Below are 5,103 nucleotides of genomic sequence, written 5' to 3'. Positions count from 1 at the left end.
GCCCATAATATGATGAAAATTCCTGCATGAAAATGAGTAGTAAATGGGATTTTTTAATTTTTTTCAGTATCAAGTACTTAAAATAAAAAAAAAGGCCGTCCCATAGTTTGTTTTGAGACGGCCCCTAAATTAATTTTTTAAAGAATTATTACTGAAATTGCTTTTTAATTTTATGTATTTTCTTTTTTCCAGGCGGTAATAAAAAGTGTCAAAGAAAAGGGGAAAGACACATACCTTCACATAACAAAAAACACATCAACTAATGTTGCTAAAAACAGTACTGGTGATATGAATGAATTGACCTTAAAAAATTCCTTTATTGCATGCTGAACATCACTGCTGCGGGCTAACTTCTGCTGATACATAAAAATAATTCCAACGCAAAGCACACCTATCCAGTATGCTTCTCTACGGTTAGTCATAACACCCAGAGCAATAAGCGAACTAAACGATAACACATACAACAAAGCTGAAATAACTAAGGCTTTATCTACACCATACCGTGAAGGTATTGAATATAAGCCTTCCTGTCTATCAAAGTCAACATCAAGTAGCGCATATACCACATCAAGACCAGCAATCCACATCATGATGGCAAAACCTAATATAAACGGTATCAGGTCAAATTTGCCTGCCACAGCTAAGTATCCTCCAATAGGTGCTGCTGCTTCCACAAATCCCAAATACAGATGCGAAGCTGATGAAAACCTTTTGAAATATGAATAGCTTATTAAAAGAACTATCGCCACAAATGAAAGATAAAAACACAGCATATTGAGCATGTACGATGACAGCACGAAAACAACACATGCAATAACCGCAACACGCAATACTTCATTACGGGTAACCTCACCTTTAGGTAACGCGCGATCTTTAGTGCGGGGATTTTTTGCATCAATGTCAGCATCAATAAGCCTGTTGAAGCACATTCCGGCAGTTCGTGCAGAAATGAGCGCAACTGAAGCAAATATCCATGTAGAAAGCCTGCCACCGCCTGCAAAAAGAATGCCTAAATATGCAAATGGCAGCGCAAACACTGTTTGTTCTATCAAAATAAGTTGTGAAAGCTTTTTAAAATCCATACTCTTTCCACCTTTTGTTTACCAGTTCAATAATAGCAGGATCCATTTTTATTTCCTCGGGCCACTCTCTGCCCATGCCTTCTTCCTTTGTTTTTCGTGTTGCATCAATGCCCATCTTCCCACCAAAATTGGCATAGCTTGCCGAATGGTCAAGTGCATCCAGCGGTCCTTCCACTATCATTAAATCCCTGCGTGGGTCAACGTTGTTTAATAGCTTCCACACCACCGTGCTATAATCCCTAAGATGAATATCATCATCAAACACCGCAATAAATTTTGTTGATGCCATCTGACCCAAACCCCACAGGACATTGATAACCTTCTTTGCCTGCCCGGGATATTCTTTCTTTATTGCTACCAGTGCACAATTGTGAAACACACCTTCAAGCGGAAGTTCAATATCAACAATTTCAGGTACCAGCATCTTTAAAAATGGCAAAAATATTCGCTCGGTGGCTTTAGCCATGTAGCAGTCTTCCATTGGGGGTTTACCCACAACTGTTGCCGGATATACAGGATTATCGCGCATTGTTATACAGGTAACATGAAACACAGGATACCTGTCAGCGGGAGAATAAAATCCAGTGTGATCACCAAATGGTCCCTCAATGGTTTCATCACCGGGATCAACATAGCCCTCAATGATAAACTCAGCTTCAGCAGGTACCAGCAAATCCACTGTGTGCGCTTTTACAAGCTCAACCGGCTCACCTTCTAAAAAACCGGCAAACAACATCTCATCGATATCAGGTGGCAATGGTGCCGTTGCAGCGTATGTAATAGCCGGGCTTGCTCCAAGGGCTACTGCAATCGGCATTCGTTTTTGCAACTGACAATATTTGCGGTAATGACGTGCACCGTCTTTGTTATACTGCCAGTGCATACCGGTTGTGGCGTTTGAAAACTTGTGCATGCGATACATCCCTGCATTTTGAATCCCTGTTTCAGGATCCTTTGTTATCACAATAGGTAATGTAATAAAGGGACCACCATCCTTTGGCCAGCAGGTTACAATGGGCAAAGCATCAAGCAAGGCTCCCTGAGTTAGCACGTGTTTTTGGCACGGCGCTTTACTCACTTCTTTTGGCATTATCTTTACAATGTCTTTCAACGTAAACAGTGCTTTCATTTTTTCAGCAAATGTTTTTGGCGGCTGCATGGTGATGAGATTAAAAATTTTTTGTCCAATCTCATCAAATGAATTGCACTGTAAAGCCATCTGCATACGTTTGTAGCTTCCAAACGCATTGATGAGCACTGGAAATGCTGACCCCTTAACCTTTTCAAATAAAAGCGCAGGACCACCTGTTTTACTCATCCTGTCAGCTATTTCTGTAATCTCTAAATATGGATCTACTTCCGCAGTTATACGTTTCAGCTCACCAGCATTTTCTAAGGCAATAATAAAGTTTTGTAAATTTTTATATGCCACGTACTCCTCATTTTCACATGTATAGTTGGTAACTATCGGCCATACAAATACCGTTAACGCAAGTATTTTTTATATGTGCGATAGTTACTATAAAAAAAGGGGCCGTCTCAAAAGAAACGATAGGGCATGCAATGGCGTGAGCGCAATGTCATTGCGAACGAAGTGAAGCAATCTCAATGCCCCTCAAAAGCAAGATTGCTTCGTCACTTCGTTCCTCGCAATGACAGGAAGGCAAAAGTCATTGCAAAGAGGTGTCTTTTGGGACACCCGCTTTAGTGTTGATTGTGACGCGTGACAACCTGCTTACTCTATCGCAAAGCCTTCTTCCGGAATGTCAAGCATTGAAAGATTTTGGCTCTTTATTGCTTTTGCATATGCCTGCGCATGTGGCAGTACATGCGTTATATAGTAGCGTGCACTGTGAATCTTACCAGAATAGAATGCTGCATCTTTATGGTCTTTTGCCAGTTGTGCAACGGCTTTTTTATCATTTACGTCAACATTATTCTGTTTGCAGATTTCGTCAAGTTTTTCATACGCAATACCACTTTGCCAAAAAAGTAGCCAGCCCAAAGCAACAGTTCCCATAAGATTTAAGAACGAATACGCATTGCTGATTGGAATTAAAAACTTGCCTTCTTTGCCACACTGAACAAAGAACATGCCCATGTCAGCCAGTAGATTAACTGCATCCTGAACATCCTTTGAAATATCAGCAAGCCGTGGATTATCCTTGTAGCGTGCAATAGTTTTATTAATCTCGCCAAGGAAATTAATGAAGTTTGCCCCTTTCTTCTGCGACATCTTTCGGCCAACCAAATCAAGTGCCTGTATGCCATTGGTGCCTTCATATATAGATGCAATTTTTAAATCACGCATGAACTGTTCAACCGGATAATCCTGGCAATAGCCATAACCGCCATAAATTTGAATAGCAAGCTCTGTTACCCTGAAGCCCATATCAGTACAATATGCCTTGGTTATGGGAACAAGCAATTCCATAATTCCATGCCATTTTTCAGCTTCTTCACCTTCACTTGCTTCTTTGCGGTCTATAGCAAGTGCACATAAATAGACAAGTGCACGCATGCCCTCAACATGTGATTTCATCCACAAAAGCATTCTACGAACATCAGGATGATTGATAATTGAAACACGTGGTGCTTCTGGATTTTGCATATTCAATAGATCTGCCCCCTGCTTTCGCTCCTGTGCATAATGTAATGCATGGAGGTATGCAATTGAAGCAGTACCAAGACCCTGCAGACCCATACCCAGACGGGCTTCATTCATCATCTGAAACATTATTTTCATGCCCTGACGAGGTTGACCCAATAGTTCAGCATAACAATTGCCATTATCACCAAAACTCATTGAACAGGTAGCACTGCCTTTCAATCCCATCTTGTGCTCTATGCCAGTAATAGTTACATCATTTTTTCTTCCTAATGTACCATCATCATTTACCAGATACTTGGGAACTAGAAATATGGAAATGCCACTGGTACCTGCCGGGTCACCTTCAATTCGTGCCAGCACCGGATGTACAATATTTTCAAAAAGGTCTGAATCGCCACCGGAAATAAATATTTTGCTTCCCACAATTTTATACGTTCCATCAGGCTGTGGAATAGCTTTTGTCTTTAAATTTCCAACATCCGAACCTGCTTCAGGCTCAGTCAATACCATTGTGCCACCCCATTTGCCTTCATACATCTTATACATGTATTTCTTCTTTTGCTCTTCAGTACCATACACTTCAATGAGGTGAGCTGCCCCAACTGCAGCTTCGGGATATAATAAAAATCCCATATTGAATACATAGTATTCGCGTGCAGCTAAATCAATCACATACGGAAACCCCTGACCACCTGCTTCCGGGGATACTGCCATGGTAAAAAGGCCACTGTCATTCATTATTTTGTGAAGATAGTGATAACATTGGGGAACTTTGACTTCGCCATTAACCAGTTTTGCCCCTTCTCTATCGCCTTCCATGTACCTTGGCAAAACTTCCTCTTCAGAAATACGCTTTGAAAGATCAATTGCCATATCAAACATATCTTTGGAGTAGTCTGAAAAACGTGCTGTTGCAAACAATTCCTGCAATCCCAGCATCTCATACAACACAAATTCCTGATCTCGTCTGTCAACTATCAAACCCATAAACAACCTCATAATAATATTTATTAAAATTTATATATATAAATATAGTATATAATTTGCTCTTCACAAATTTTTTATTGTATGAAAGTAACTACTCCAATTTTATTTTATTGACCTTTCAAAAAGCCACACTATACTATTATGCCAGGTTTTACTTATTACTTTTTTTCAGGTAAAAAATATTTGATAAATGCCCTGTAAAGAGGTGAGTATATAATTCCATTATATTTTGCACTACTACAACGTATTATATATTATAAAAAATTTTTTATAAATGGAGGTTAACCATGAGTATACCATTACCAATTGTATTTCATGCATTATTTATGTTTATTGGACTTGTTGTGCTGCTCTATGCTGCCAGCATTTCAATGAAAAAGAAAACCAATCAATGGTTAAAAAAACACCGTACCCTTGCACTTT

General features: G+C 39.7%; 3 protein-coding genes. All 3 read right to left on the bottom strand.

Going from position 1 to position 5,103, the window contains the following annotated elements:
- Positions 1-236 precede the first annotated feature (236 nt).
- Positions 237-1,082 carry a UbiA-like polyprenyltransferase gene (locus AB1444_16140; GenBank protein ID MEW6528186.1) on the bottom strand — a complete coding sequence of 282 codons (846 nt, stop codon included), beginning with the start codon at positions 1,080-1,082 and terminating at the stop codon, positions 237-239.
- Positions 1,072-2,514 (bottom strand): menaquinone biosynthesis decarboxylase, encoded by a 1,443-nt coding sequence (locus AB1444_16135; GenBank protein ID MEW6528185.1) that lies wholly within the window; start codon positions 2,512-2,514, stop codon positions 1,072-1,074. Before AB1444_16135 ends, AB1444_16140 begins: the two co-directional genes overlap by 11 nt.
- A gap of 303 nt (positions 2,515-2,817) precedes the next feature.
- Entirely contained in the window at positions 2,818-4,680 is a 1,863-nt protein-coding gene (locus AB1444_16130; GenBank protein MEW6528184.1) for an acyl-CoA dehydrogenase, read from the bottom strand.
- Positions 4,681-5,103 lie beyond the last annotated feature (423 nt).

Source organism: Spirochaetota bacterium (assembly GCA_040756435.1).
In the GTDB taxonomy this organism is placed as follows: Bacteria; Spirochaetota; UBA4802; order UBA4802; family UB4802; genus UBA4802.
The sequence above is the reverse complement of the archived record's forward strand: the minus strand, read 5'-3'. Positions and strand labels throughout refer to the sequence as shown.